Here is a 26,427-nt window from a genome sequence, read left to right as displayed (position 1 = left end):
TAACGAACCGGCGGCCGGCGTTCCGGCGGCCGGCGTTCCGGTGAAACGGCGCTCTCCGGAGCGCCGGTTTGGATCGCCCGGTCTTATTCCGCTGCGACCTTCAGATGGTTTTTGACGCTCGACACGCCATCGACACCCTTCACGACTTCTCCGGCGGCGGCCTTGTCGTCAGCCGACGGTACCGAACCCGTGAGCCACACCACGCCCTTGCGGGTCTTCACGTGGATATGGGTTGACTTGACGTTCTTCGCGCTAAGCAACTCGGCCTTGGCCTTGGTGGTAATGGTGCCGTCGTCGACGTGCTGGCCGATGGTTTCGGACGCTGCCGACGGGGCCGACGCGCTGGTTTGTGCCGTAGCGTTCAATGCGAATGCGACACAAGCGATGCCGCCCGCGGTCTTCAAAAGTTGGATGGTCTTCATGGTTTCTCCTTTGGGTGTTAATGAAAAATACCGCCTTGTTACCTGAAGACGATCTGTCCGCAAGTCGTGTGCCCGGCTCACCGTACGGGTGTCCCCGACACCGGAAAAGCTCTTACGGCCCAGGCATTCAGGCTGAAGAATAGAAAGGTGGGTACGTGCGGCGCGCTGTCTGGCGGGCTGAAAGGTGTGCGACCGGAAATTGCCGGGTCCTTGTAAAAATGGGGCTCGCCCGCTGCGCAATCGGCGGGCCTGAAAGAGCAAAACTTAGAAAAAACAGTGCATTGAGCGAGCTGGTATGACAGTTGCTCTGTAGAGGTCACGAACCATTTCTCAGCGATTAACGGGACCTCACTACAATGCCTTCAATTGAACTACGCACAAGGCAGTCTCTCGCACTCACGCCACGTCTGCAGCAATCAGTGCGTCTGTTGCAGTTGTCGTCTCTGGAGTTCCAGCAGGAGTTGCGAACCGCGCTCGACACCAATCCGTTCCTCGAGTACGACTCGTCGGATACGGAAGACGTCGCGCTCGCCACCGCCTCACCGGGCGATGACGCCGGTGCGGCGCCTGCCACGGACACGGTTGCCGCAGCCGAAGCTGAACCGGTGCCGGTTGAAGCCAGCGGCACGACGGAGAGCGCGGAGCAGGACGACATTCCCGGCGACTTCTCGGGCGATTACAGCACTCGCAGTTCGACGCGCCAGAACGGCGACTCCGATGGCAGCGATCCCGCTGAATGGGCGCGCTCCCAACCCACGTTGCGCGAGCAGTTGCATGACTCGCTGCGCTTGTATCGACTCGATGACCGTGACCGCGCAGTGGCCCGCTTCATCGTCGAGGCCCTCGATGACGATGGCTATCTGCGTCAGGAGCTCTCCGAGCTTGCAGATAGCGTCGACCTCGAACCTGAGCTGACCGAAGAAGAATTGCTGGTGGCGCTGCGCCTCGTGCAATCGCTCGATCGTCCGGGTCTCGGTGCGCGCACGCTGTCCGAGTGCCTGTTGCTACAAGTCAACGTTTTGCCTGCTGACACGCCGGGACGCGAGGTGGCGCGGCAAATCGTCGACCATCATCTCGAACGCCTCGCGCGCCGCGAACAGGCCGAACTGCAAAAGCAGATCGGCTGCAGCGCCGAGGAGCTGCGGGTGGCCTGCGCGCTGGTGCGCAAGCTCGACCCGAAGCCGGGCAACAGCTACGGCCGTACCGAAGACAACTACGTGGTGCCGGACGTGATCGTGCGCCAGGCGCGCAACAAATGGGTCGTGACGATCAATCCGGCCGTGCAGCCGCGCGCGCGCATCCATCGCATGTATGCGGAGTTGTTCGCGCAGTCCGCCGGTACAAGCCGTTCGCCGCTCGCGCAACAATTGCAGGAAGCGCGCTGGCTGATCCGCAATGCGCAGCAGCGCTTCGATACGATTCAACGCGTGGCCGAATGCATCGTCACGCATCAGAAGGCCTTCTTCCAGTACGGTGAAATCGCGCTCAAGCCGATGGTGCTGCGCGATGTGGCTGAAGAGCTCGGTCTGCATGAGTCGACCATTTCGCGAGCCACCGGCAACAAATATATGGCTACGCCGCGCGGCATCTTCGAATTCAAGCATTTCTTCCCGCGTGAACTCGGCACGGAAAGCGGCGGCACCTGTTCGGCTGCGGCCGTGCGCGCACTGCTCAAGGAAATGATCGCCGCGGAGAACACACGCGATCCGCTGTCTGATGTCACGCTCGCGAAGATGCTCGCGGATCAGGGCGTGCTCGTGGCACGGCGCACGGTAGCGAAATACCGCCATCTGATGAAAGTGCCGCCGGCGGAGCTGCGTCGCCAGGTTTAAGCGTGCTTCCCGCGCTCTGAACGAGGCTTTATCGAAGGGTCATGCGAGACCGGGTGCTCGCATGACCCTTTTTCGTATCTGGACGTTTCGCGCGCGCCCCATTACATTGGCGGCTCAAGTCGAAACGGGGTGAGTCAATGAAGTACTCGAATCTGGTCGATCGTTTGCAAGGCAAGCGCACGTCGGCGTGGGAAATCCATCGTGTCGCGCAACAGGCGCTCGCCAATGGCGAAGATGTGATCGTGCTGAGCGTCGGCGACCCGGACTTCGGGACGCCCACGCCGATCGTCGAGCGCGCCATCGAGGCGTTGCGCAGCGGCGATACGCATTACAGCGCCGTGTCCGGGCGTGAGCCGCTGCGTGCGGCGATTGCCGAAGAGCACACGCGCACCACCGGCTGCGCCGCGAGCGCGGCTAACGTGATCCTGACGGCGGGTGCGCAGAACGGCGTGTTCGCCACGTCGCTGTGCTTGCTGGAAGCGGGCGACGAAGTGATCGTCCCTGAGCCGATGTATCTCACGTACGAGGCCTGCGTGCGCGCTGCGGGCGCCACGCTCGTGCCCGTGCCGGTCGATCCCGAACGAGCGTTTCACCTCGACTGCGACGCGCTCGAAGCGGCTGTCACGCCGCGCACCCAGGCTATTTTCTTTGCCACACCCTGCAATCCGACCGGTGTGGTGATGCCACGTGCGGACCTCGAGCGCATCGCGCGGCTTGCCAACGAGCACGACCTATGGGTGCTGTCCGACGAGGTCTATGCGGATCTCACATTCGAGCGCGAGCACGTGAGCATCGCGACGTTGCCCGGCATGGCGGAGCGCACGGTGACGCTCGGCAGTCTGTCGAAATCGCATGCAATGGCGGGTTGGCGTGTGGGCTGGGCGATTGGACCCGCCCTACTCATTGAGCATATGGGTCGGCTCGCGCTAGCCATGCTCTATGGCTTGCCGGGCTTCATCCAGCAGGCCGCATTAACGGCCTTGCAGAACAAGGCACCGATCGTCGCTGAGATGCGCGAGATATACCGGCGTCGCCGCGACGTCGTGTTCGAGCGCTTGCACCGCGTGCCGGGTTTGCGTTGCCTGTTGCCGGAAGCCGGCATGTTCATGATGGTCGACGTCAGCGGAACGGGCCTCGATACCGTTGATTTCACCTGGCAGCTGTTTCGCGCGCAAGGCGTATCGCTGCTCGATGCCAGCGCATTCGGCGAGACGGCGAATGGCTTCGTGCGGCTGGGCTTCGTGGTCGACGAAGCGAGCCTGATCGATGCGTGCGAACGGATTGCCGCGTTCGTCGGCGGATTGCCGGTACGTGATCAGGCATTGCCGGCGGGCTAGCGCTTCGGCCTCAAACAGAGCCTTTACGCATTCCCCGCGCCCGGCTTCGAGCCGGCGCGAGGTGCCCACTCCCGGGTGTCCAATTACGCATGGGCACCTGAAATCAGGGTTGTAATTCACCTGCGCGTCTGATTTACTCAGAACATCCGGACTCCGTCAGGCCCTTGCCACACGGCTTCCGCGGCATTGTCACATCCATTGCAAGAGCGAATTTCACGTATGAGAATGCGTGTGGGCTCGCAGTATACTAACTATTTAGTTAAAATACGGCGCGCCGTTGTTCGTAACGGAGTTTGTCCAAGGAGTTCGATATGTCGAGACGGAAATTCCTTTCGTCGGTGCTGATGCTGGTCGCCGGTGTGGCAGTCGCGAAAGTGAAGGTGATTTTTGGCGGCATGCCATGGAGCAAAGACCCCGCGGTCTTGCCGCAGCCGGTCGTGGCAGGCGGTTGGACCTTCTTCACCGCGGAAGAGGCGTCAACTGTCGAGGCGATTGCCGATCGTCTGATTCCCGCTGATGAACTGAGCATCGGTGGACGTGAAGCCGGTTGCGCCGTGTTTATCGACCGGCAATTGAGCGGCGACTTCGGTCGCGCGACGACGCAATACCGCAGCGGCCCGGTCACGCCCGGCACCCCGCAGCAAGGGCCGCAGTTCAGCCGGACCCCGGCCGAGCGCTATCGCGCCGGCCTGAACTCGCTCGCGCAGCATTGTCAGAGCGCGCAAGGCAAGCCGTTTCACGCGCTTGACGCCGCACAGCAGGACACGTTGCTTCAGCAGATCGAAGCCGGCCAGCTCAAGTTCGACAACGTCGACGGCGCAGCCTTCTTCAACATGATGCTGCAGAACGTCCGCGAAGGCTTCTTTGCCGATCCGGTCTACGGCGGCAACAAGGAGATGGCGGGCTGGAAAATGCTCGGCTTTCCCGGCGCGCAGTACGACTTTCGCGACGTGATCGGCCGGCGCGGTGAAGACCTCAAGGTGATTCCAATCAGCCTGATAGGCAGCAAGAGCTGATTCGCGGCAGAAGAACGCCCACGAGAAGGCAATACTCAAGCGCGTCGCAAACAGGCGGCGTGGTTCCCACAGCACGGCGCACGCCGTGCCTTGCGAGCGCGAACGGCAAGACCGCGCGCCCGCGCATTGATCATTGAAACCTGGAGAATCTGGATGGCACAGAAACGCGCCAAAGTGGACGCGGTCATCGTCGGACTCGGTTGGTCAGGTTCGCTGATGGCCAACGAATTGACCCAGGCGGGCCTGAACGTTGTGGCGATCGAACGTGGCGCGTGGCGCGACACGTCGAGCGACTTCCCGACCACCATCGACACCGATGAACTGCGTTTCGCGACACGCCGCTCGCTGATGCAGCCGCCGGCAATCGAAACGCTCACGTTTCGCAATACCGTCGAGCAAACCGCGCTGCCGCTGCGCGACTGGAACACCTACCAGTTCGGTATTGGCGTGGGCGGCGCGGGCACGCACTGGAACGGCATGACGTGGCGCTTTCTGCCCACCGACTTCATCACGAAGAGCCATACGATCGAACGCTATGGCGCGAACAAACTGCTCGACGGTTTGACCGTGCAGGACTGGGGGGTGACCTATGGCGACCTGGAGGCGTATTACGACAAGTTCGAACGGCTCGCCGGCACCTCGGGCCGCGCGGGCAACATTCAGGGCAAGCTCCAGCCGGGCGGCAATCCATTTGAGGGTCCGCGTTCGCGCGACTATCCGCTGCCGCCGCTAGAACGCACGCAAGTCGCCATGATGTTCGACAAGGCCACCCGCGATCTCGGCCTGCATCCGTTCGCGGTGCCCGCGGGCAACACCTCGGGTGCGTACGTGAATCCGCTCGGCGTGCATATGGCGCCGTGCACGTACTGTGGATATTGCGAGTTCTTCGGCTGTGGCAACTGGTCGAAGAGCAGTCCGCAGGCGTGCATCATGCCGGCGCTGATGCAGCGTAAGAACTTCAGCGTCATCCCGCAGGCGGAAGTGCTGCGCGTGAATCTGGCCGACGACAGGAAAACCGCCACGGGTGTGACCTTCGTCGACGAGAACAACAACGAGTGGGAGCAGCCGGCGGACATCGTCGTGATCGCCGCGTATCAGATGGACAACGTACGCCTGATGCTGCTTTCGGGCATCGGCCAGCCCTACGATCATGCGCGCGGCGAAGGGGTGGTGGGGCGCAATTACGCGTATCAGACGATTGCGGGCGCATCGATTTTCTTCGAAGGTCAGCGGCTGAATCCGTTCATCGGCGCGGGCGCGCTCGCGCAAGCCGTGGATGACTTCAACGGCGACAACTTCGATCACAGCAACCACGATTTCATCGGCGGTGGCGTAGCGCTCGTGCATTCCACCAACGGCCACCCGATCGGTCTCGCCAATGGCGTGCCGCCCGGCACGCCGCGCTGGGGCAGCGCCTGGAAGAAGGCCTACAAAGAGAGTTATCAGAACTACAACTCGATTTATTGCATGGGTAACAGCTACCCACATCGCGACGTCTTCCTCGATCTCGATCCGACCTACAAGGACCGCTTCGGCCGGCCGCTGCTGCGCGTGACCTTCGACTGGAACGAGAACGACAAGCGCTCGGCGAAATTCATGGCTGATCGCTCCGAGGAAATCGGTCATGCGATGGGCGCGAAAACCGTGGTGCGCTCCGAGCCCACCGCGAAGCCGTTTTCACCGATGGACAATCTGTCCTCGCACACCACCGGCGGCGCCGTGATGGGCGACGATCCGAAGACGAGCGCGTTGAACCGCTACTTGCAGAGCTGGGACGTGCACAACACCTTCGTGGTCGGCGCATCGGCATTCGCCAACAACGGCGGCTACAACCCGACCGGCACCGTCGCCGCGCTCACGCTGTGGGCCGCCGAGGCGATCAGAACGCAGTACCTGAAGTCACCTGGCCCGCTGGTGAGGACCTGAGCATGCGCACCAAATCTTTGTTGGGGATCGTGGCGCTTGCCTGTGCGAGCGCGGCCGCGTGGATCGGCGTGCAGCATCGCGCGGCGGCCCAGGATGCGCCGGCGCAGGCGGTGCATGGCGTTGCGGCGGCCGCTGGCCCGGCTGCCGAGGCGGTCGAGCGCGGCCGCTATCTGGCGCGTACCGGCGACTGTATTGCGTGTCACACAGCCCAGGGCGGCCAGCCGTTCGCAGGTGGCCTCGCGATCGACACACCGTTCGGCAAGATCGTCGCCAGCAATATCACGCCGGACAAGCAAACCGGTATCGGCGACTGGAGCGAGGCCGAGTTCATCCGCGCGGTGAAGCAGGGTGTCGGCAAGCACGGCGAATATCTCTATCCGGCGATGCCATACACCGCGTACGCGAAGGTGAGCGATCAGGATCTGCGTGACATCAAGGCCTATCTGGACACGGTGCCCGCGGTGAGCAACAAGGTCGACGCCAACCAGTTGCCGTTTCCGTTCAACATCCGTTTGCTGATGTTTGGCTGGAATCTGCTGTTCTTCGACAAAACCCCGTTCAAGGCCGATCCGAAGCAATCGGTCGAGTGGAATCGCGGTGCGTATCTGGTGCAAGGGCTCGGGCATTGCGCGTCCTGCCATACGCCGAAGAACTTCCTGGGCGGCGACGGTGCTGCGTTGCAGGGCGGTGAATTGCAAGGCTGGTATGCCCCGGAGATCACCAGCAATGCGCATATGGGGCTGGGTGGCTGGTCGGTTGACGATATCGCGGCCTATCTGAAGAACGGCGGCAATGATCGCTCGGTGGCGTCGGGGCCGATGGCCGAGGCCGTTACCAATTCGACGCAGTATTTGACGCAGGCGGATTTGCGGGCGATCGGCGTGTATCTGAAGAGCTTCCCGGGCTCGGATAAGGCTGCGCCTGCAGCGCTCGACGCCGGCGGTGAGTCGATGCGTCTGGGGCATCAAGTGTTCCTGAACAACTGTGCGGCTTGCCATCGATCGAACGGCACGGGCGTGCCGGCGATGGTGTCGTCGCTGAGTGCAAGCGCGGGCGTACAGCAGCCTAACCCTGCGAACCTGTTGCGGACGATCCTGATCGGCAGCCGTGGGGCGGTGACCGAAAGCAACCCGACTGGGGCGGCGATGCCCAACTTCAGCTGGAAGCTGTCCGATGCCGAGGTCGCGGCAGTGGCGACTTATGTGCGCAATAGCTGGGGCAATGCGGCGGACGCTGTTACGGCCGAACAGGCCGGCAAGGCGCGAGCGTCGCTCGGTGCCCGGCCGGTTGTGACGATGACCGCTACTGCGTCGGCTCACTAATTTTTCCAACGCGGGTTATACGACAAGGTAGTAAGGGTTGGGAGCGTACTTCGCGAAACCGTGCGCTCAGGTTGTGATGCGGCGCCTTCAAATGGGTCCTTGACCGGCGCCGGCTTTCTTTAACATTTCGGGTAACTATTCAGCGGCCGGCAGGGGCGAAACGACCAAACCGGCAAAGCTCAAGGCCAGCGCATCGATCAGCGAGCGGTTCTGCTTACGCAAAGTGGCGAGATAGGAGCGGATTGTGCAGAACGCCTCCATGCCGCAGACAGAGCGGAAACACCCTGATATTTTCTGCTTGAGTTTGGGCATGCGGATATCGCGCTCGGCCAGATTGTTGTCGAACGGCACACGGTGATCTGCAATAAAACGCCATACCTGGCGCGTCTGTGTGTGCAGGCGGCGCAGCAGATTGTAGGCAAAGCTCTGCCTGATCTTGCCGCGCCGCTCCTTGCGCCTGGACTCGCGCGCCTGCTGGGGATTAAGCCTGTCTCCCAGAGCAATCAGCGCCCGACTTCGCCTGGCGTAATAGCGCTGGCGCGATCGACTCAGTGCCGTGTTGCCGCAGGCCAGACTGAGCTCACTCTCGCGTTTGGCCTGACACAGCAGATCAATCATCTGCTGGGCCCACGCCTGCCCGGTGGACTCCAGCACAAACACCAACTCGCGCAGATGGTGGGCATTGCATAGCGCATGGTCGCAGTCATAGTAGGCATACGGTCGCCAGCCGTCATGTACCGCGATGCCCGTGAAGCCAGGCAGAATGCCGAAACTGTCGAGTGCCTCGCGACCGCGCTTGTGGTGCGCACCGTACCAGCTCAGCGTGCGCGTTGACGCGGTATGCAGCCAGTGGGGCGTACGTCCCACGCGCATGCTGCTCTCATCGAAATGCACGACCGGCTGCTTATGCAGTGCCTGGCTGATCTGTTCAACTGCGGGCGCCAGCAGATGTGCTGCCTGATCAATGCTGTGCTGCACGGTGCCGGTACTCACACGCAGACCGAACAGATCCGTCAGCGCCTGAGCGGTGCGTCCCACTGGCAGTTGCTGGTACTGCGTCAGATAGACTGCCGCGGCGCGCACCTGGGCACCGTACTGCACCGCCTGGCTTACGCCTTCGGGAAACACGCCCGAATGACGTTTGCCGCAGCGACACTGTGCGATCTGCACGCGATGTTCGGTCACCTCAAAACGCGTGGGCGGCAAATCGATCACCTGACGTCCTTCAGTCACCACGGTGATCCGTGTGGAATCAAGCCGTGCCCCGCATGCATCGCACACCCGCGCCACCGGGTGAATCTCAATGTAATCGGGTTGCGCCACGCGTTTTAGCGTCTTGCCTTTATGACCGGGCTGCGCTCCCGGGCGTGCACCGCTTACGCCGCGCAACGACTTCGGTTTGCGCTTCGGGCCGTCGCTTGATGGTGGCTTGCTGGAGTTATGACTGTCCTTCTCAAGCTTCGCCTCAAGCTCGTTCAGACGCCTCACAAGATCGACGATCAGTGCGTCCTTCTGTTCAGGCGTCAGATCCTTGATGTCGGGCATCTTCGTCATGTCCTTCACTATGCATGGCCTGGTTCCAGTTTACAACCGCTGAATAGTTACCATTTCGGTTTGTTTTCGTTTCCCCCAATGAAACGATGCGGCGTGGGAGAGGCGCGCGTTGCAGCCAGTTTTCGGTTGACGTAGTCGATGCTTGCGTCAAGAATCGTTCGCCGAGTTCGTCTTAATCTGGACAATCGGATATCGACGTAAATCGACTCGCAGCCGGGAACCACGCACATGGGCCTTCGCTTCTACCTCTCGTTGCGCCAATCACTGGTGGCAGGATCCATGGCGGCCGCTATGTTGGCGATGGCCTTGCTCCTCGCCATCGTCGCCACGTTCAGCCAGATGTGCGCGGCGGCCGAACTGGATGACTCATCCGCTGCCTCCGCCAGCACGGCAACCGCCACATCGCCGGCCGACTTAGCCACGAACTTTGATATCATCACTGTATAAACATACAGGTTTCGTGATAACCCGTGGCGACAGATGCTCCGTCAGACCTCCGCTCTGATGCTCCCTATTACCTGCTGAACTTCGAGCGTGCGCTGGCGTGGCTCGCCGAGCGTTACGACGATCTGCTGGACGCGCACGAGCACGGCTTCCTGCGCGATTTCGCCGCTTTGCCGCAGCCGTCGCGCGCCTTGCTGGTTCGCATGCTGATGCGCAAGGGCACGCTGTTCCGTGCCAGCCGTCTTTCTTATGACGAGATCGGTTGCCCCTTTGTGGCAGTTGCGCCTCTTGCGGCACTCGGCTGGGTCGATGCCGAGCCGGCTCTGACGCTTGACGATCTGTTCACGCTCACCACGCGTTCCGAGTTGCTGCTGATTTTTGCGGACGCCGTCGCTTTGATCCCCGGCGCGAAAAGCTTGCGCAAACCGGATCTGCTGGAAACGCTGCGGCCGTTTTACGAACGTGAACGTGAACGTGAACGTGAACGTGAACGGGAAGGTGAACGGGAAGGTGAGGGTGAGGGTGAGGGTGAGGGTGAGGGTGAGGGTGAGGGTGAGGGTGAGGGTGACGAACAAGGTCCCCTTGCGCATCCGTTGTCCACATGGCACAGCCAAACCACCGACCGCGTCTTTCACGTCGCCATTGCGCCGCTTTGCGAGCGTCTGCGGCTGATGTTCTTCGGCAATCTGCAGCAGGACTGGTCAGAGTTCGTGCTTGCCGATCTCGGCGTGTTCCAGTACGAGAAGGTCGCATTCGCTCCGTCGTCGCGCGCGTTTCAGCAGCGCGTGGACGTCGATGTCTACCTTGCGTTGCATGCGTGCCGCGACGCGCTCGACGGGTTGCCCACAGGAGACACAGAAGCGGAAGCTGAGGCGATCGAAGCGCTCGTCGCCGTGATCGCTGCGATCGAAATCTCGAACCCCTGGCTCGAAACGCGTCGCGCGAAACTGCTGTTTCGTATTGGTCAGCATGGCGAGCGTCAACAGAACTGGCCGGCTGCGCTCGCCGTCTACGAGCGTTGCGCGTGGCCCGGCGCGCGCCATCGGCGCTTGCGTGTGCTGGAGCGCAGCGAACGATTCGACGAAGCTTTCGCCCTCGCTTCGCAAGCCGCTGCCACGCCTGAAAGTGAGGAAGAAGCGCAGCGAATTGCACGCATGTTGCCGCGTTTGCAGCGCAAGCGTGGCGAGCCGGTGGCACGTGTGCCCGCCGCACGGCCGGTCGCGCGCAGCACACTGGTGTTGCCGCGGCCTGAGGCGCCGCACTCAGTCGAATACGTCGCCCGCGACCATTTGACTTGCGACTCAGCGCCGGTTCACTACGTCGAAAACGCGCTGATCAACTCGCTGTTCGGCTTGCTGTGCTGGGAGCCGGTGTTCGCGGCGCTGCCCGGCGCGTTTTTCCATCCGTTCCAGCGCGGGCCGGCCGATCTGCATGCGCCAGATTTTCATGCGCGGCGTGCCGAACAATTCGCCGCATGTCTTGCGCAACTCGACAGCGGCGCCTATCGCGAGACGATTCTGCGGCATTTGCAAAGCAAGGACGGTCTGCAATCGCCGTTCGTGTTCTGGGGCGTGCTGACCCCGGAACTCATCGTCCTGGCACTCGATTGCCTGCCTGCCGCGCATCTGAAACTTTGGTTCGAGCGTCTGCTGCGCGACATCCGCGGCAACCGTTCAGGCCTGCCGGATCTGATCCGTTTCTGGCCGGCCGAGCGCCGTTATGAATTGATCGAAGTAAAAGGCCCCGGCGACCGTTTGCAGGACAACCAGATCCGTTGGCTCGCATACTGCGCGCAGCACGGCATGCCGGTGCGTGTGCTCGATGTGCGATGGGCGGATGAAGATGCCTGCGTGTCCGAAGTGGCAACAGAAATCGAAACTGAGGTGATGGCAGCGGTCGCGAAAGCGGGCACGACAGCGGACACGACAACGGCTCCGAAAGAGACCGCCGAAAAAGTCACCGCAGCGGCTGTAAAAGAGGCCACCCCGTGACCTACGTGGTCGCCGTGCGGGCGATGTGTGAATTCACCGCGCGGCGCGGCGATCTGGATCTGCGCTTTACGCCCGCGCCCACCTCGCTGGAGGGCATGGCCGGCCACGTGACGGTCGCCGGGCGGCGCACGGGCGGTTACGAGACTGAGATCACGCTGACCAGCACGCATCGCGGTTTGACCGTGCGTGGCCGGGCCGATGGCTACGACCGGGCGGCGAACCGGCTGGAAGAAGTCAAAACCCATCGTGGCGCGCTCGAACGGATGCCCGCCAATCACCGCACCCTGCATTGGGCGCAGGCGCTGGTGTACGGCCATCTGCTGTGTCGCGCCCGCGGGCTCGCCGAATTGACCGTTGCGTTGGTGTATTTCGATATCGGCACGCAGAAGGAAACGTTGTTGACCGAGACGCACACCGCGCGTGAGCTGGAGATTTTCTTCGTCGAGCAATGCGAGTGCTTTCTCGATTGGGCCGTGCAGGAAGAGGCACATCGCGCCGCGCGCAATGCCGCGCTCAGCGCCTTGCAGTTTCCGCACGGCCAGTTCCGCAGTGGGCAGCGCGAACTGGCCGTGTCGGTGTATCGCGCGGCGCGTGACGGCAAGCCGTTGATGGCGCAGGCGCCCACCGGAATTGGCAAGACGCTGGCGACGATTTTTCCGCTGCTCAAGGCGTGCGCGTCGGATCAGATCGATCGCGTGTTCTTCCTCACCGCGAAAACGCCGGGCCGCGCGCTTGCCCTCGATGCAATCGAAACACTTCATCAAAGCGCCGCGCCGTCCGTTGAGCGATTGCCGCTCAGAACGCTGGAACTGGTCGCGCGCGACAAGGCCTGCGAGCATCCCGACAAGGCCTGCAACGGTGAGTCCTGTCCGCTCGCGCGCGGTTTCTACGACCGGCTCGACGCGGCCCGCAGCGCGGCGTTGGCCGGGCCGAGGCTCGACCGGGCGTCGGTGCGCGAAGCGGCCCTCGAACACGACGTCTGCCCGTATTACCTCGCGCAGGAACTGGTGCGCTGGTCCGACGTGGTGGTTGGCGATTACAACTACTACTACGACAGCAGCGCGATGCTGTACGCGCTCACGCAGATCAATCAATGGCGCGTCGGCGTGCTGGTTGACGAGGCGCATAACCTGCTCGACCGGGCTCGGCGCATGTACAGCGCGTCGCTCGATCAGTCGACGTTCCGGCTCGCCCGAAAAACCGCGCCGGCGACGTTGAAGAAGCCGCTTGAACGGCTTCAACGCGAGTGGAACGCCGTCAAGCGCGCACAGACCGACTCGTATCAGGTCTATGCCGACGTGCCCGGCAAACTGCTTTCGGCCGCACAGAATCTGATCGGCGCGGTGACGGATCAACTCGCCGAAGCACCGCTTTCAATCGACGAAGCGTCGCTGCGGTTTTTCTTCGACGCCATGCATTTTGTCGCGCTGGCGGAGCAATTCGGCGAGCATTCGATTTTCGACATCACGCTCAGCGCAGACCGTTACGCGCCGCGCGACAAGCGCAACGCCACGCTGTGCGTGCGCAATGTGATTCCGGCGCCGTTCCTCGCGGGCCGCTACGCTGCCGCGCGCACCACGGTGATGTTTTCCGGCACGCTCAATCCGCATCATTTCTATCGCGACACGCTGGGTCTGCCCGAGCAGACGACCTGGCTCGATGTCGAAGGGCCGTTCCGCGCCGAGCAGTTGCAGGTGCGTGTGGCGGGCAATGTATCGACGCGCTGGCGTGACCGCGAACGTTCGCTCGTGCCCATCGCCGATCTGATCGCGAGGCAGTACGCCGCGCAGCCGGGCAATTATCTCGGGTTCCTGAGCAGCTTCGAGTATCTGCAGCAGGTCGTGACGTTGATCCGAGAGCGTCATCCGGCGCTGCCGGTGTGGGTGCAGGAACAGGGCATGGACGAGGCGGCGCGGGATGCGTTCCTCGCACGCTTTCGCACCATGAACCAGGGCGTGGGTTTCGCGGTGTTAGGCGGCGCGTTCTCCGAGGGCATCGATCTGGTCGGTCAGCAACTGATCGGCGCCTTCATCGCGACGCTCGGCCTGCCGCAGATGAACGACGTCAACGAGCAGATGCGCCGCACCATGGACGCGAAGTTCGGCAGCGGCTACGACTACATGTATCTGTATCCGGGCTTGCAGAAGGTCGTGCAGGCTGCGGGACGGGTCATTCGCACGGAGCAGGACCAGGGTGTGGTGCATCTGATCGACGACCGCTACCGGCGCCCGGAAGTGCAGCGGTTGTTGCCGCGCTGGTGGCAGGTGCAATAACAGAGGCAATAAACAGGTGAGGTAAGCGGCGCGGAGCTGGCCCGCGTCCGGGCGCCGTCGCTGATCGTGCAGGGCGACCGCGACGTCTCTGCACCACTCGAGCTCACTGGGCGCCCGACTGCGGCGCTGATCGAAGGCGCTTCATTGAACGTCTACGAAGGCGCCGGCCACGGCCTGTACCTCACTCATGCGGAGAAGTTGAACCAGGATTTGCTGGCGTTCCTGGGCCACCGGTCGGCTTGGAGTCGACGGGCAGTTGATCTTCAACCGGCGCGTCGGCTTTGCCGGCGGCCGCCTTCAGCGAGGCATCGGCGGGCGGCGGTGAAGGCGGGTTGTCTCCCGGTGTGGCCTCGGGGCCATCATTCGGTGTGCCGTTCGATTCGACTTTGGCCGGTACGCTCTCCGGGTCCCACGTCAGCACATGCCGCTGCGGGTTCGCGATGTCGATGCCGCGCGCGCTGAACTGGTTGAGGATGCGCCGGTTGAATTCGCGCTGCACCCCCCAGCGCGCGGTGTCGCGGCATTGGATCTGGCCGGCCAGCGTCACCGCCGAGCCATCCACGCCATCCACGCCCCAGAAGCTGAAGTCGGACAGAATGCCGTCCTTGAACTTCTCGTCCTCGCGCAGCGCGGCGCCAATTTCCTTCAGCGTGGCGATGGCCAGATCGACATCCGCGCCGAACACGATATTCACCTTCACCGCCGCATTGCCGAGTCCGCGATTGGTGTTGTTCACGGTCGAGACCGAACTGAACGGCACGGTGTACAGCGAGCCGTCGCTGCCGCGCAAGCGCACGGTGCGGATCGACAGATATTCAACCGTGCCGGATACGCCCGCGAGCGTGACCCAGTCGCCGACCTGCATGGCGTTTTCCATCAACAGGAACATGCCGGTGATGAAATCCTGCACGAGCTTTTGCGAGCCGAAGCCGAGCGCCACGCCGAAGATACTCGCGCCCGCCAGCAGCGGCCCGATGTTCACGCCGAGTTCGCTCAGGCCGGTAAGCACCACCACCAGTGCAATTACGCAGAAGAGCGCGCTGCGCAGCATCGGCAGGAGGGTACGCAGACGTGCGGCGCGCACCAGGTCGCCGCTGGTGGTCCAGCGGTCCAGCCGCCGTTCGACCGCCACGTTGACGCTTTCCCACACCAGCAGCGCGATCACGGCAGCGACGCCGATCGTGATCATCGCCGAAGCCAGCCGATGGCCGATCGAACCGGCCCTGAACAACTCGCCCACGTCGACGCCCCATACCTGCAGCAGCGCCAGAGCGGTGACAATGCCGATGATCCACGAGATGACCCGCCGCAGCAGCGGGTAGTAGCGGTAGGCATGCTGGTGCACGAGCGACTTCTCCGCGTCGCCCTGTACGTGGAAAAGCCGCGCCAGCGCACCGAAAATCACGATCGAGACGACCCGCGCGCCCACCAGGATCGCCAGCGTAATGCCGCCGAGATGCAGCAGGGTGTGATAGCCGTTCTGCACGTCGAGTGCCCAGATGAACCATAGCGCCATCACGATGAACGCCGCGAACCATGCCCATGCGTCGGCGAGTGCATTGCCGAACATTTGCAGCGACTCGCGCGCGGCGAAGCGCGTGCGGATCAATTCGCCGACCGGTTTCGCGCATCGCAGGATCAGGATCGAGATCATGATGTGGCCCGCGAGCGCGACCACCTTCATCAGCGCGAGATGCGCCGCGTCGTTCAAACCGAGCGACTGCGCGATTTCCGCGATCGCCGAGCCGGCGCCGACCACGGCGACGATCCGCACAATCCAGCGCTGCACGAAAACGGCCCATGCATCGCTCATGCGCAGCAGGCGCAGGCGCGGTGCGGTGGGCTGCAGAAAGAAGCCGCTGACGATCACGATCACGCGGCACAGCACGTAGATATCGATCAGTGAATCGAGCGCACGGTCCTGCGGCGTGCCATCTTCAGTGAAGATCGACATCAGCGCGCTCGCCGCGCCGACGAACACGACGAGCGGCAACAGGCGCAGCACCATCGTTAGCAGCGCGCGCGGCAGACGCTGCAGGAGCGTCCAGTGATGCACGGCTTTCTGCTTGCCCTTGGCTTCGGTGGCCTGGCCGGTGGCGGGCGTGGGCGATGAGGTGCCAGGCGGCTTCGCTGTCTGCACCGACGCATCGGGAGCAACGGGCAGCGGCGGTGCGGCATTCGGCGCATCGGCCTGTTGCGGCAGGACGTCGACGGGCAGGTCGGCTCGCGGCGCGCTGTCTTCATCGCCACGTTCGCGGCGCGCGGCGAGGGCCGTGTACGCGCGGCGCAACAGACGGCGCGCGAGCCATTCGAGCCCCAGCGCGGGCAGCAGCGCCGCCAGCAGCGACCAGACGACCTGGCCGAGCACGCTGCGCGCTTGCGGGTTGGTCGATTGCCAATGCCACCAGGCGCGCACCGACGCTACGTCGAGCAGCGCGGCGGCCGAACTGCGCAATGACGAGCCAAGGTGCACGGCCCAATGCGCGCCCTGACGCGCCAGTTGCGAGGCGAGGCCATTGGACTTGAACGCCGCCGGAACGAGCGCGGCGGCGCTGCTGGCCGCGGAGGGCGCCGAAGCGGCTGCAGCCGCCGGGACAGGCGGTGCGCTGAGTGCGCCCGCTGTGGCAATCGCCTGGAGCGTGTCGCTGACTTGCGCGCGGCGCTTGGGATCATTGAGGACGCTGAGGGCCTGGCGGGCCTGCTCGGGCGTCAGGGTGAGCGCGGCGCCGGATGCCGCGGCGGGTTGCGCCGCGGCGGCAAAGGCCGGCGAGGCGCCTAGCAGGAGAAAAATGACAAACCAGGCGTGAAATATTTTGCGCATAGGGTGTAAGGCGGGGGTACCAGGTGCGGACGACGGTGCCGGGACGCGTGGATCGCTTCGGCGACGTGACCCTGAACCGACACGGGTTGGGTCGTACAAGTTCCATCGGCGGCGGCTTGCGGTGGTCGCGCGAGGGTTTGGCCAGCCGGTTTGAATTGTAACGTCAGGCAGCAGAAAGCTCGCCTGACAGGCGGCACCGCCCCGTCGTACTTCAGCCGCGACGCCGGCGCAGCCACAGGGGCTGCGTCGTCAAAAGCGAAAGTGCGGGGACGCCGGCCACCAGGACACCCAGTCCGATGATGCCTATTCCGTCGCTTCCATCCCGCCCATCGCGGGCAATCCAAATGTGCCTTCGACGACCTCGGTGAAGGTCCGCTCCTCGCGCAGAATGAAGCGCCTGGTCTGCGCGAAACTGAAATTTTCCCGCGCTTCGGGATCGGTTCGCAGCCGTGCCCGGTATGTTTCATACGCGGCGAGGCTGTCGAACGCGATCAAGCCCCACGCGATGTCGTTGGTCCCTTCGTGGGGCAGAAAGTAGCCAATCAGATGACCGCCGCAGCGGGGAATAATGCGGCCCCAGTTGCGGGCGTAGTCGTCAAAGGCCTCGCGTTGGAAGGGGTCGATCTGGTAACGGATAAAGCAGGTAATCGTCATGTGCGAGCTCCCAGTCGGATAAGGATGGTCCGAGGACCTGAGCACCAGTATGGCGGCAGGTTGATCGCGACGTTTCAGTGCTTGATGAACTATGGATGAGACAGCGTGACTGCGCCATGGCGAGCATTGCGAGCGGATCGTCAAAGGGATTCGATCAGCGGTTACGACGGCCGGCCCTCCGGAGCGCGGCAATCGGTGCGGCTTCGCGGAGGTTTACCCGCCTAGGTGGCTTGGGCGATCAAACCAGCGATGGCGCGTGCCGCTCCGCCTCGTCGTCCGCATCTGCGCCGCCGCCGTTCGTGTTCGAGGCGCGCCCGGCCGCCGGCTCCTGATGCAGCCGGTTCGTATGCATCAGGCGATACAGCGTTGCCCGCGAAATGCCGAGTTCGGCCGCGGCCTCGGACAATTTGTAGCCGTGCCGCTGCAACGCGTGTTCGATCGCGTCCTTCTCGGCCTTGCTGCGGATCTCCGCCAGGGTCACGGCCGGCCCGTTGTCGGTTTCCGGCAAGCCGAGGTCGCTTGCCGTGATAAAACGACCTTCGCTCATGACCACGGCACGGCGTACGCAGTTGATCAGCTCGCGCACGTTGCCCGGCCACGGATAGTTCGACATGGCGACGATCGCATCGCTCGACAGCCCGCGCAATTTACGCGCACCGTCCTGCCGGTACATGCTGAGCGCGTAGTTGGCGAGCAGCTTGATGTCGCCGCCGCGCTCGCGCAACGGCGGCTCGACGAGCCGCAGCACGCACAGGCGGTGATACAGGTCGGAGCGGAAGCGGCCATCTTCGACGGCTTTGTCCAGGTCGACGTGGGTCGCCGAAATCACCCGTGCGTCGACCTTGATCGACCCATTGCCACCGAGCCGTTCAATGGTGCCTTCCTGCAGAAAGCGCAACAGGACCGCCTGGCATTCATGCGGCATATCGCCGATTTCATCCAGGAACAGGGTGCCCTCGTTCGCGCTTTCGATCCGGCCGATCTTGCGCTGCAATGCGCCGGTAAAGGCGCCGCGCTCGTGGCCGAACAATTCGGCTTGCAGCAGGCTGGGTGGAATAGCCGCGCAATTGATCGCGACGAACGCCAGGCCTGCGCGCGGCGAGCGCTCGTGAATCGCACGGGCGGTCAGTTCCTTGCCGGTGCCCGATTCGCCGGCGACGAACACGGGGGCATCGGTCACGCTGCATTTGTCGATGCGACGGTACAACTGCTGCATCGCCTCGCATTGCCCGACCATACCGTGCCGGCCGAGCGACGGCGCCGGGGCGACCGGCGCGTGCCGCAGGCTCGACAGCCCGTGCGCGTGGCCGAGCGCGAACACGAGCCGCTCGTTCAGCCACGGCCGGGTAACGAAATCGAAGCAATAGTCGAGGATAAAACGGCTGACCAGTTCGTTTTCCGCCTGGCCTGGCGCGATCTGCGCGACCCAATTGGTTTCGACGCGCCGCATGCAGGAGGCGAGGACGGACAGATGTTGGGACGTGCAGTCACCGGGCAATTCGACGAGGCCGACCTTGATATTGTCACGCTCGATCATGCGTTCGGCAATTGCCGTGCTTCGGGCGTGCACCGCTTGCCAGCCCGATGCTGCGAGAAAGCTGGCGAGATCCTGATCGGGCGAGTTCGATACGTACAGAACCGTGCGTTCGGTGTCGACAGGCGTGCAAGTCGTATTCATGTAACCCCCGGATCGTTGCTGCTCTCAGAACTGCTTTTCGAACTGGACAAACCGGTAAGGACAAACTCACGGTAACTGCAGTGGCGGGGGCATGGAGTGGCGGCGTGAGCCGCGAGGTATTACACATCGGACCGGCGGCAGAACAGCGCTCAACGCTGAAACCGCCGGACTATTTCATCCCCGCATCATAAAAACCGTTTCTTGCCTTGGTGGCCTGACACCAGCGCTCTACGTGGCGCATGGCTTAACCATAAGCGAAAGTGCTTTCGAGCGCCATACAAACAAATATGGATTCAGAAACGTTTTTCGCGTCACCACGTGTTGGCTTGCGGTTCAAAAATAGCCGGTCAAGCCCGGCTATGCGCGGTGTGCCACACAACGTCGCAAATCACATTGCTGTAGGTGTGCGACGGATATCGTGCCATCGAGTCGACGTGTCTCAAGCTTGCGACATCTTTGGCACCCGGTCTCCAGCGCTGTTTCGTGGCCCGACGCATCGGCACATTTGACCGGGGCATGCCGCAAAGCACGGCCGGACGTGGCCCGCTGAAGGGTGCAGCCGGGTATGCAAGCAGGTAGATCCTTCCTTGACGCGTTGGAAGGTGAACCAACCGCGTCTCGAATTCGAATCAACGTGTGCCATCAGGCAGGGTCCGGCGCGGTGTTTTGCGGCAAAAATCACGCTGCGGCATGGGATTGAAGGCGCATGGCACAGCCATTGCAATAGGAGACTCACAAGCGAATGCATTGCCGCCTGGTTCCTGAAAGCCGGGGAAACAGCAGCCGGAACCCGGTGGCAAACATAGTCTTCGTAAGCGCGGCCGGGGAAGCCAATGTGTCTTACGAGGGTGCGGCGGGGCCAATGAAAAACGGATGTCAAAAAAAACGGGGTGAATGATCGATACGACGTATCGGTCATTCGTCACCGGACAACGTGAAGCGCTGACCACGCCACTTTTTCCGTCGAACTGAACGGACTCGAAGTAGATGGCCGTCATTGATGGCCAATAGCGACAGGTACCGCACTCGAGCAATTCGCGAGCGCGCGACGCACAGAACAGGGAAGGGCAGCGTACGGTCAGGACCGGCCGGCGCGAAGAAGCGGGGAAACGGCCTTAGTCTCCATAGAGAGGCACACGCTACGAGGTGAACCGGGTGCTGTGCCCGTGTATTAGCGCGGGCATGGCTTACCTGGATACGGCCTTGAAATGACCGATCATTCGGGGGTTGTCATGAAAACGATCAGCAAGCCGGCCGCAGCGCGGCTCGACTACGACACCACGGCGCACGGCGCCGGTCTCTGCTATCGGCGTCACTTTGCACGGCAGCGTACATTGTTCGCTGCGCCGTCAGCCGATCTGCTCACGCTGGTGATCGCCGAAGCGATGAAACGTAAGGCTCAGCCCGAGATTCAGCGCGAGGTGTTGCGCGACGCCGTGTTTGAAATCCCGGTTTCGCCTGAACCGGAGCACGATCGTGGTATGGACATCTACTCATCCGATCCTGACGAATATTCCTGAACGTCGACCGTTGAGAGGGACACGGCGGCCTGTTCGCAGCGCGGCCGAATGCCGGTAAACGTCGGGATTCAGAACCTGGTTGTTTGCGGATACCCGTTTGCGTTGCAGGTTGGGCGCATTGCGCGGGAGGCTCGACACCTGTCCGGTGTCGAGCAGTATCGTGCCTGGCGGGGTAAGGTGCGGTTTCGGGTCATGCCGGGCATGTTTTGCCGGTGTATGGTGTAGTTTTGCCAGCGGCGCAGGCGGCAAGACCCCAGCCCACCCGATTACCCTTAAGAGAGCCGCACGAGCCCAGCATCATCCATGCAAAACGATATAAACCCGTTCAACGACATGGCGTCGATCCTGTCCAATCCGATCCTCAACACGGATTCGTATAAGGCATCGCACTACCTGCAATATCCACCCGAAGCGACGGCGATGTTTTCATACATCGAGTCGCGTGGCGGACGCTATGACCGCACGCTGTTCTTCGGACTTCAGATGCTGCTCAAGGAGTATCTGTGCCGCCCCATCACCGCGGAGATGATCGGGCAGGCAAAGGCGTTCTTCACGACGCATGGCGAGCCATTCAACGAAGCCGGCTGGCGCTACATTGTCGAGCACCATAACGGCTATCTGCCCGTGCGGATTCGCGCCGTGCCGGAAGGCTCGGTGGTGCCCACGCGCAACGTTCTGGTCACCGTCGAATGCGACGATCCTCAGGTGTTCTGGCTGGCCTCGTATCTGGAAACCATGCTGCTACGCGTGTGGTATCCGATTACGGTCGCAACGCAAAGCTGGCATCTGCGCAAGACCATTCGTGCCTATCTGCAGAAAAGCAGCGACGACCTCACGCAACTGCCGTTCAAGCTGCACGATTTCGGCGCGCGCGGCGTGTCGAGTGCGGAGTCGGCGGCGATTGGCGGCGCGGCGCATCTCGTCAGTTTCATGGGTTCGGATACGGTGCTCGGCGTCGTTGCCGCGAATCATTTCTACAACGAACCGATGGCCGCGTTTTCGGTGCCGGCAGCTGAACACAGCACGATCACGTCATGGGGGCGCGAGCGTGAAACGGATGCCTTCCGCAACATGATCGCGAAGTTCGGCAAGCCGGGGGCGATCGTTTCGGTGGTGTCCGATTCCTACGACCTGTTCGCCGCGCTCCAGGTATGGGGCACGGAGCTGAAGCAGGCGGTGCTCGATTCCGGCGGCACGCTGGTGATCCGCCCTGATTCAGGGGATCCGCTGACGATTGTCCTGCAGACCATGCGGGCGCTCGAGGCATCGTTCGGTTCGACAGTGAACGGCAAGGGGCGGCGCGTGCTCAATCACGTCCGCGTGATTCAGGGCGACGGCGTGAATCCGGATTCGATCGAGGCGATCCTGGCGGGCATGGATGAGGCCGGCTTCGCAGCGGACAACATCGTGTTCGGCATGGGCGGTGCGTTGCTGCAGCAGATCAACCGCGATACGCAGCGGTTTGCCATGAAGTGCTCTGCCATCCGGCTTGGCGATGATTGGCACGACGTACACAAGGATCCGGTCACGGATGCCGGCAAGCGGTCGATGAAAGGGCGACTGACGTTGCTGGTTAACCGTCACACAGGCGAGTATCGGACGGTGACGCTGCCGGTGGTGTGGGATGACCGTACCGCCGAAGAGGATTGGGACGAAGCGCTCATCACTGTTTTCGATTCCGGCAAACTGCTGGTCGATGTTGCGTTTTCTGAAGTCAGGAAGTGGGCTCACGCGGGTGAGCGTTAGCCGGGTGTTCGGTGCTGGCAGCGGCGGCGGCATGGCAGTTGAACCACCGCTGCTGCTGGCACCAAAACAGACGTGTTAGCTCACGTTCCAGACCGAAACGCCGAAGGCATCCACATCGATCCGGCAGGCACTTCCTTCCCGCAGCCGGGCATCTTCGTTTGCGATATCGAAGCGCACCCCCGCGATATTCAGACGGACATACCGCTCACCGCGCCGTAACTCGACCGCGTCGACCACGCCGGCATGCGCGCCATCAGGTGAAATAACCACGGCGTGAGACGAAATGCGCCACATCACCCGTTGCCCGACGGGAATCGCAGAACCGCTATCGCCCGTTGCGATCGCCAGGCCGTTGCCAATTTCAACGCGCCCAGGCGCCCTCATCAAACCTTCGCCGACGTTGTGCAAGCCGAGCAACTCGGCAACCCGCATCGAAGCCGGCCGTTCGAACACGGCATCGATGAAACCGGCCTGCAGCACGCGCCCTTGTTCGACAACCAGCACCTCGTCGGCAAGCAGCGCCGCTTCGTCGGGATCGTGCGTGACGATAATCGTCACCGCCGCAATCTCGCGCTGCAGTGCCCGCAGCGACTGCTGCAAACGACGTCGCCGCGGCGTATCGAGTGCCGCGAACGGTTCGTCGAACAGCAACAATTCGCTATGACGCGTGAGCGCCCGCGCCAAGGCCACGCGTTGCCGCTGACCGAACGACAATTGATGCGGCAAGCGTGCAACCAGTTGCGCGAGGCCGAGATGATCGAGCCAGTAACGTGCACTGGCCGTGTCGGCGTCGACGGGAAACGCGAGTTGCTGCGCGACCGTCATGTGTGGAAACAGGCCGTAGTCTTGCGGCATATAGCCGATCTGACGGCGCTCGGGCGGCAGTGTGCTCAAGTCGGTGGCGCCAAGCCGAACGGAACAGGATGCGTTGGATTCGAGCCCTGCGATCAGACGCAATGCCAGCGATTTGCCGGAGCCCGATGGCCCGATGATCGCAAGCCGCCGCGTCGCGGGCGTCCACGCTATATCGAGTTCGAACGCGCCCAGGCGGCGCTGCAAATGAAAGGCGAGACGAAGATCGGAAATCTCGCCCCGGCTCGCCGTTAGATCCGGGCCGGGTTCCAGCGCGTCGTCGCCGTTTTCGGTTTGTTCGAGCGAGGCTTTCTGCCGAAGGCTGTAAATCGACAGCGCTGCGCACACAATCGCAATCGCGAGCGTGGGCAGAAGCAGGGGCATCATCGCCGGTAAGCCCTGGCCGCCGAAGACGACGTACGTGTACACCGGCAGCGAATACGGGTGATAGGCCACCATCACGGTCGCGCCGAATTCGCCGAACGCACGCAACCACGCGAGCGCGAGTCCCGCGCGAATTGCCGGCCATGCAACCGGCAGCATGACGCGGAAAAAGCGGCTGCCCGCATGATGACCGAGCGTCGCGGCCACGTCGTCGAGCACGGGGTCCACGGCGGCGAACGCCGATTTCGCGGCGATGATCAGGAAGGGCGAGGCCACGAAAACTTCCGCGAGCACGATGCCGGCAAACGAATCCGTCAATGCCCCGTTAGTGAATCGGCCGACCCAGCTATACGGGCCGAGCAGAAACAATAACAACACGCCGCTCGTGAGCGGTGGCAAGGCAAGCGGCAACTGCACGACGAAGCCGAGCAGTGCCATCTTGCGCGAGTTCGAGCGCGCCAGAAAATAGCCGAGCGGCACGCCGCCCAGCAGAATCACCAGTGAGGCCACGCTGGCGCTTGCTGCCGACACACCGACCGCCGACCACGTCGCGCGCCAATCGACATTCGGCCAGTCGGCCGCGCCGAGTTGCGGCACGCTCGCGATAAACGGGGCGCACAGATAGACGGCAAGCAGCGCCGCCAGCCACAGCAGCGGTCGCGCGGTGGACCGTTTCACCGCCTGTTTCACCACCTTATTGCGCGGCGTCGATCACGGCTTGTACCGAAGGCGGCATCGCCTGCACGTTGCCGGTCACGGTGGGTTTGATCACGTCCACGCCGTGTTGCTTGAGGAGCGCACGCCCTTGTGCGCTCAGCAGGAAGTCGACGAAGCTGCTCGCGCCCGTACGGTTCGGTGCATCGTTGAGAATCGTCAGCGTGTAGCTCGCCTTGGCCTGCAATTCGGGGGCCGGGCGGATCGCCGGAATCTTCAGGTCGGACGTTTCGGTCGAATAGAAAAAGCCGCCGTCGAGCTGGCCGGATTGCAGGCGGCCCACCAGCGTTTCTTCAGGCAAAACCTGGGCGGGATTTTCCGCGTCGCCCAGCGTCTTCTCGACGAGGTCCGGCTGATGGTAGAGCGCCGCGGCCTTCGTCACCATCTCGACGGTGAATGCGCCCTTCGGATCGAGCTTCGGATCGGTACGGCCGATACGGATGCCCGGCTCCTGCAGCACCTGATCCCAGCGCTTGTTTTTGAAGTCCGCCGCGAACTTGCTTTGCGGGTTGTAGCCGATCATCAACGGCGATTCGGCGAAGCTCACATACCACGTGACATGGTCGCCGTTCGCCTCGCCCATCAGGCTGGTGTTCACCTTCGGACTCGCACTGATGAACACGTCGCCGCGGCGCAGCTTGCCTTTGATCTCGTTGGCGATCTTGTTCGAGCCTGCCGCATAGCCGCGGAACTGCTGGCCGGTGGCCTTTTCAAAAGCCGGCCCCACGCTGCGCTCCATCAGATTGACGAGCGAGCCGGCGTACAGCACGTTGACCGTGTTGTCCTGCGCGAAGGCGGGTGCGGCCGTCACCACGCCGGCGACGACCACGAAAGAGGCAAGGAGCTTGCGAATCATGCGATTAATCCCGATACGTTATTAAGAGCGCTATATTACGACGTCATCGCATTGCGTTGTGCGTCGCTGCGCGCGCGATGTGGTCAATTGAGCGGGAAAATCCGCACGTAGCTGGTGCCGCTCGTGCTGCCGGCGCGGTCGATGGCGTACAACTGGTGCCGCCGCGCGTCCACAGCTACGCCGCGAGCGTCCTGAAAGTCATTTGCAAGCACACTGATCGTGCCGTCCGGCGCGATCCGGCAGAGGCCGGTGGTGTTGCACTTGGTATAGAGGGTGCCGCTTGCGTCGACGGCCATGAGGTCGGGGCTGTTGATCTGCGCGAGCGTCGCGCTCGGCGCTACCGCCTGCGATCCACCGAGCAGCGCGCTCAGACTCGATTTGACGATGGTGTTGTTCGCCTGATCGGAGACGTACACGGTGTCGCCCGACACGGCAACGCCGACCGGTTTGCCGAGACCCGACAACAGATCGCGCTCGACAGCCGTATGGGCGTTCGGATCGTAGGTAATGAGACTGAGGCCGCCTTGTGGCGGCGTGCTGCCGCTTTTGACAAACCACGTGGACAGCAAGCGATTCGAGCCGATCGAGATGAGCCCAAGGCGGCGTCGTGCCGGATCGGGGCCGCTCAGCGGCGTAATCGCGTCCACGCCCGTGATGCCGAACACCGCGCTCGCGGTGCCGAAGCCGAAGCGTTCGATCATCAGCGTGCCGGCATCCGCGAAGCTCAACTGGCTCAGGCTGTTCGCCTGGCCGGCCACGACCGGTACGGTGGTGTAATGCGAGAAGGTGTGACCGTCGGGTGAGGAAAGCACGCCGTTGGTTTGATCGTCGGTGATGAAGACGGCGCCGTCCGCCGCACGCACCGCAATGCCATTCGGCGAAGCGCTGACGGCGATACGTTGTGGCACTGCCGTGACGTCATCGCCACCGCAACCCGCCAGCAAGGCGATCAAACCACAACTGACGAGCGCGAGGCGGGTGGTGCGGAGCAAAGCGGGCGAGAGAGCGGGTGAAAAGCGCATGTGATCTCCTGAGCCGGCCGGATTGAAGGCCGGCCGCGAAGCCGGCCTGTCGACACGGGCCGT

General features: G+C 62.9%; 18 protein-coding genes and 1 pseudogene. 11 read left to right on the top strand and 8 right to left on the bottom strand.

Annotated features, from left to right (window positions below; genetic code table 11):
• Window positions 1-83: 83 nt before the first annotated feature.
• Entirely contained in the window at window positions 84-422 is a 339-nt protein-coding gene (locus tag ACUN0E_RS14900; RefSeq protein ID WP_408239788.1) for a BON domain-containing protein, read from the bottom strand.
• Window positions 423-778: 356 nt separating this feature from the next.
• Between ACUN0E_RS14900 and ACUN0E_RS14895 the strand changes: the two genes are divergently transcribed.
• The 5 genes from ACUN0E_RS14895 to ACUN0E_RS14875 all read left to right on the top strand — a co-directional run bounded on the left by ACUN0E_RS14895 (window position 779) and on the right by ACUN0E_RS14875 (window position 7,855).
• Window positions 779-2,254 carry an RNA polymerase factor sigma-54 gene (locus tag ACUN0E_RS14895; protein WP_445567084.1) on the top strand — a complete coding sequence of 492 codons (1,476 nt, stop codon included), beginning with the start codon at window positions 779-781 and terminating at the stop codon, window positions 2,252-2,254.
• 137 nt (window positions 2,255-2,391) lie between these two features.
• Window positions 2,392-3,591, top strand: coding sequence for a pyridoxal phosphate-dependent aminotransferase (locus ACUN0E_RS14890; RefSeq protein ID WP_445567083.1), 1,200 nt, complete (start codon window positions 2,392-2,394; stop codon window positions 3,589-3,591).
• Between the two features lie 311 nt (window positions 3,592-3,902).
• Window positions 3,903-4,607 (top strand): gluconate 2-dehydrogenase subunit 3 family protein, encoded by a 705-nt coding sequence (locus tag ACUN0E_RS14885; protein ID WP_445567082.1) that lies wholly within the window; start codon window positions 3,903-3,905, stop codon window positions 4,605-4,607.
• 153 nt (window positions 4,608-4,760) lie between these two features.
• Window positions 4,761-6,533, top strand: a complete 1,773-nt coding sequence (locus tag ACUN0E_RS14880; RefSeq protein ID WP_445567081.1) for a GMC family oxidoreductase — start codon at window positions 4,761-4,763, stop codon at window positions 6,531-6,533.
• A gap of 2 nt (window positions 6,534-6,535) precedes the next feature.
• On the top strand, window positions 6,536-7,855 hold the full coding sequence (locus ACUN0E_RS14875) for a c-type cytochrome (RefSeq protein ID WP_445567080.1): 1,320 nt from the start codon (window positions 6,536-6,538) through the stop codon (window positions 7,853-7,855).
• 135 nt (window positions 7,856-7,990) lie between these two features.
• Here the strand turns inward: ACUN0E_RS14875 and tnpC are convergent, their stop codons facing one another.
• The gene (gene tnpC, locus ACUN0E_RS14870; RefSeq protein ID WP_445567079.1) at window positions 7,991-9,409 is read right to left on the bottom strand and encodes an IS66 family transposase; all 1,419 of its coding nucleotides are present in this window, start codon (window positions 9,407-9,409) and stop codon (window positions 7,991-7,993) included.
• 228 nt (window positions 9,410-9,637) lie between these two features.
• Here tnpC and ACUN0E_RS14865 point away from each other — a divergent pair, with 228 nt between their 5' ends.
• The 4 genes and pseudogenes from ACUN0E_RS14865 to ACUN0E_RS14850 all read left to right on the top strand — a co-directional run.
• Window positions 9,638-9,856, top strand: a complete 219-nt coding sequence (locus tag ACUN0E_RS14865; protein ID WP_445567078.1) for a hypothetical protein — start codon at window positions 9,638-9,640, stop codon at window positions 9,854-9,856.
• 23 nt (window positions 9,857-9,879) lie between these two features.
• Entirely contained in the window at window positions 9,880-11,844 is a 1,965-nt protein-coding gene (locus tag ACUN0E_RS14860) for a VRR-NUC domain-containing protein (protein WP_445567077.1), read from the top strand.
• Window positions 11,841-14,117 carry an ATP-dependent DNA helicase gene (locus tag ACUN0E_RS14855; RefSeq protein WP_445567076.1) on the top strand — a complete coding sequence of 759 codons (2,277 nt, stop codon included), beginning with the start codon at window positions 11,841-11,843 and terminating at the stop codon, window positions 14,115-14,117. The genes ACUN0E_RS14860 and ACUN0E_RS14855 overlap by 4 nt, the downstream gene beginning before the upstream one ends.
• A gap of 66 nt (window positions 14,118-14,183) precedes the next feature.
• Window positions 14,184-14,282, top strand: a pseudogene (locus ACUN0E_RS14850) (alpha/beta fold hydrolase); the annotation flags it as partial.
• Window positions 14,283-14,298: 16 nt separating this feature from the next.
• Here the strand turns inward: ACUN0E_RS14850 and ACUN0E_RS14845 are convergent.
• From ACUN0E_RS14845 to ACUN0E_RS14835, 3 genes are all read right to left on the bottom strand, one after another.
• On the bottom strand, window positions 14,299-16,938 hold the full coding sequence (locus tag ACUN0E_RS14845) for a mechanosensitive ion channel family protein (RefSeq protein WP_445567075.1): 2,640 nt from the start codon (window positions 16,936-16,938) through the stop codon (window positions 14,299-14,301).
• 303 nt (window positions 16,939-17,241) lie between these two features.
• Complete coding sequence (locus ACUN0E_RS14840) at window positions 17,242-17,592, bottom strand: NIPSNAP family protein (RefSeq protein WP_408336434.1); 351 nt, start codon at window positions 17,590-17,592, stop codon at window positions 17,242-17,244.
• Window positions 17,593-17,830: 238 nt separating this feature from the next.
• Window positions 17,831-19,270 (bottom strand): sigma 54-interacting transcriptional regulator, encoded by a 1,440-nt coding sequence (locus ACUN0E_RS14835; RefSeq protein WP_408239827.1) that lies wholly within the window; start codon window positions 19,268-19,270, stop codon window positions 17,831-17,833.
• A gap of 1,232 nt (window positions 19,271-20,502) precedes the next feature.
• On the opposite strand from ACUN0E_RS14835, the gene ACUN0E_RS14830 reads away from it, so the two are divergent.
• Entirely contained in the window at window positions 20,503-20,790 is a 288-nt protein-coding gene (locus ACUN0E_RS14830) for a hypothetical protein (protein ID WP_408239830.1), read from the top strand.
• A 303-nt stretch (window positions 20,791-21,093) separates the two neighbouring features.
• A complete protein-coding gene (locus ACUN0E_RS14825; protein WP_445567074.1) occupies window positions 21,094-22,536 on the top strand; it encodes a nicotinate phosphoribosyltransferase in 1,443 nt (480 codons plus the stop codon).
• A 75-nt stretch (window positions 22,537-22,611) separates the two neighbouring features.
• Here ACUN0E_RS14825 and ACUN0E_RS14820 read toward each other — a convergent pair whose 3' ends face one another.
• The 3 genes from ACUN0E_RS14820 to ACUN0E_RS14810 form a co-directional block, all read right to left on the bottom strand.
• The gene (locus tag ACUN0E_RS14820) at window positions 22,612-24,450 is read right to left on the bottom strand and encodes an ABC transporter ATP-binding protein/permease (protein ID WP_445567073.1); all 1,839 of its coding nucleotides are present in this window, start codon (window positions 24,448-24,450) and stop codon (window positions 22,612-22,614) included.
• A 16-nt stretch (window positions 24,451-24,466) separates the two neighbouring features.
• Window positions 24,467-25,342 carry an extracellular solute-binding protein gene (locus ACUN0E_RS14815; protein WP_445567072.1) on the bottom strand — a complete coding sequence of 292 codons (876 nt, stop codon included), beginning with the start codon at window positions 25,340-25,342 and terminating at the stop codon, window positions 24,467-24,469.
• 83 nt (window positions 25,343-25,425) lie between these two features.
• Complete coding sequence (locus tag ACUN0E_RS14810) at window positions 25,426-26,364, bottom strand: hypothetical protein (protein ID WP_445567071.1); 939 nt, start codon at window positions 26,362-26,364, stop codon at window positions 25,426-25,428.
• Window positions 26,365-26,427 lie beyond the last annotated feature (63 nt).

The organism is Paraburkholderia sp. D1E, assembly GCF_052682275.1.
This window is presented reverse-complemented; position numbering and strand designations above follow the sequence as displayed.

What these genes read in the sequence shown, in the direction of transcription:
- ACUN0E_RS14900 (WP_408239788.1), bottom strand. Translation starts at nt 422, where the DNA reads ATGAAGACCATCCAACTTTTGAAGACCGCGGGCGGCATCGCTTGTGTC.
- ACUN0E_RS14895 (WP_445567084.1), top strand. Translation starts at nt 779, where the DNA reads ATGCCTTCAATTGAACTACGCACAAGGCAGTCTCTCGCACTCACGCCA.
- ACUN0E_RS14890 (WP_445567083.1), top strand. Translation starts at nt 2,392, where the DNA reads ATGAAGTACTCGAATCTGGTCGATCGTTTGCAAGGCAAGCGCACGTCG.
- ACUN0E_RS14885 (WP_445567082.1), top strand. Translation starts at nt 3,903, where the DNA reads ATGTCGAGACGGAAATTCCTTTCGTCGGTGCTGATGCTGGTCGCCGGT.
- ACUN0E_RS14880 (WP_445567081.1), top strand. Translation starts at nt 4,761, where the DNA reads ATGGCACAGAAACGCGCCAAAGTGGACGCGGTCATCGTCGGACTCGGT.
- ACUN0E_RS14875 (WP_445567080.1), top strand. Translation starts at nt 6,536, where the DNA reads ATGCGCACCAAATCTTTGTTGGGGATCGTGGCGCTTGCCTGTGCGAGC.
- tnpC (WP_445567079.1), bottom strand. Translation starts at nt 9,409, where the DNA reads ATGACGAAGATGCCCGACATCAAGGATCTGACGCCTGAACAGAAGGAC.
- ACUN0E_RS14865 (WP_445567078.1), top strand. Translation starts at nt 9,638, where the DNA reads ATGGGCCTTCGCTTCTACCTCTCGTTGCGCCAATCACTGGTGGCAGGA.
- ACUN0E_RS14845 (WP_445567075.1), bottom strand. Translation starts at nt 16,938, where the DNA reads ATGCGCAAAATATTTCACGCCTGGTTTGTCATTTTTCTCCTGCTAGGC.
- ACUN0E_RS14840 (WP_408336434.1), bottom strand. Translation starts at nt 17,592, where the DNA reads ATGACGATTACCTGCTTTATCCGTTACCAGATCGACCCCTTCCAACGC.
- ACUN0E_RS14835 (WP_408239827.1), bottom strand. Translation starts at nt 19,270, where the DNA reads ATGAATACGACTTGCACGCCTGTCGACACCGAACGCACGGTTCTGTAC.
- ACUN0E_RS14830 (WP_408239830.1), top strand. Translation starts at nt 20,503, where the DNA reads ATGAAAACGATCAGCAAGCCGGCCGCAGCGCGGCTCGACTACGACACC.
- ACUN0E_RS14825 (WP_445567074.1), top strand. Translation starts at nt 21,094, where the DNA reads ATGCAAAACGATATAAACCCGTTCAACGACATGGCGTCGATCCTGTCC.
- ACUN0E_RS14815 (WP_445567072.1), bottom strand. Translation starts at nt 25,342, where the DNA reads ATGATTCGCAAGCTCCTTGCCTCTTTCGTGGTCGTCGCCGGCGTGGTG.
- ACUN0E_RS14810 (WP_445567071.1), bottom strand. Translation starts at nt 26,364, where the DNA reads ATGCGCTTTTCACCCGCTCTCTCGCCCGCTTTGCTCCGCACCACCCGC.